We start from the raw sequence: 1,000 nt of genomic DNA on the forward strand, positions 1-1,000 counted from the left end.
CGGCAACCCGGTCGCCGGTGCCGCCGCAGCCGATCGCGATGTCGGGCGGCGCCTGCGCCCGCGCCCCATGGGGCAGAGCCCGCAGCGGATCGGGCCAGAGCCGGGGCGGTATCCAGCGCCAGGACGGCGGGCGGATCACGTCCATCACCTCCGGCGCCAGCCCCGCCGCCTCGGCGAGCCCGAGCGCCTGCGACCGCATGCCCGCGAGCGGCTCGCAGACGACCCAGGACCTGATCATTCCGGCCTTGTGCGGACCACGCTGCGGTGCGTCAAGGCGCGCGGGCGCGGGCTACAGCTCCTGCCCCAGCGCCTTCTGCCGCAGGGTCTTGAGCCGTTCCTCGCCGTGCGGCGTCTTGGGATCGAGCGCCAGGACGCGCTGCCACGCCTCGTAGGCGCCGCGCCAGTTGCCGCGCTTCTCGGCGATGCGCGACAGCAGGGCAAAGGCGGCGAAGTGGCGCGGTTCGCGGCGGAGCGTCTGCTCGATATCGGCGATCGCGCCGTCGCTGTTGCCGGCGGCGAAGCGGGCGACGGCACGTTCGTGATAGCTCTCCGCGAGGTCAGGCTCGAGCGCCACCAGCGCGTCGAAATCCGCCACCGCCTCGGCATCGGCGCCGGCCTGCAGGTCGCGCAGGCCGCGCGTCACCAGCAGCCGTGCGGCCGGCGAGGTCGCGTCGAGCCAGATGTTGAGGATGTTCGCCTCCAGCTGCGCCGCCGCCTCGGCGTCGGCCGCGACCTTCAGGTCGTCGAGCAACCGGTCGGTCGCCTGTTTGGCCATCGCCGGGTTGCCGGGCGGCGGCGCGCCGAGGGCGACCGGGACCGTCAGGGCGGGGGCGGCCAGCAGCAGGACGGCCAGCAGGCCGCGACGAAGCGGGGCGGACGGGCGCCAGGACATGCCGCAGTCTGGCCCCGGCGCCCCGGGATCGACAAGCGGGTTGGCGCGGCGCCCCGGATGGGGTTGATGGCAGCCGGAAACGCCAAACGACAGGACCGTCCCATGCGA

At 74.7% G+C, this 1,000-nt stretch carries 2 protein-coding genes; both read right to left on the minus strand.

Features of this window, described 5'->3' with window-relative positions:
- A partial coding sequence (locus B8460_RS13915; RefSeq protein WP_048862211.1) for an ELM1/GtrOC1 family putative glycosyltransferase occupies window positions 1–238 on the minus strand: 238 nt, incomplete at its 3' end.
- 51 nt (window positions 239–289) lie between these two features.
- Window positions 290–1,000 (minus strand): tetratricopeptide repeat protein (locus B8460_RS13920; RefSeq protein WP_206742655.1); only part of this gene is annotated, 711 nt, incomplete at its 5' end.

The organism is Acidisphaera rubrifaciens HS-AP3, from assembly GCF_000964365.1.
GTDB lineage: Bacteria > Pseudomonadota > Alphaproteobacteria > Acetobacterales > Acetobacteraceae > Acidisphaera > Acidisphaera rubrifaciens.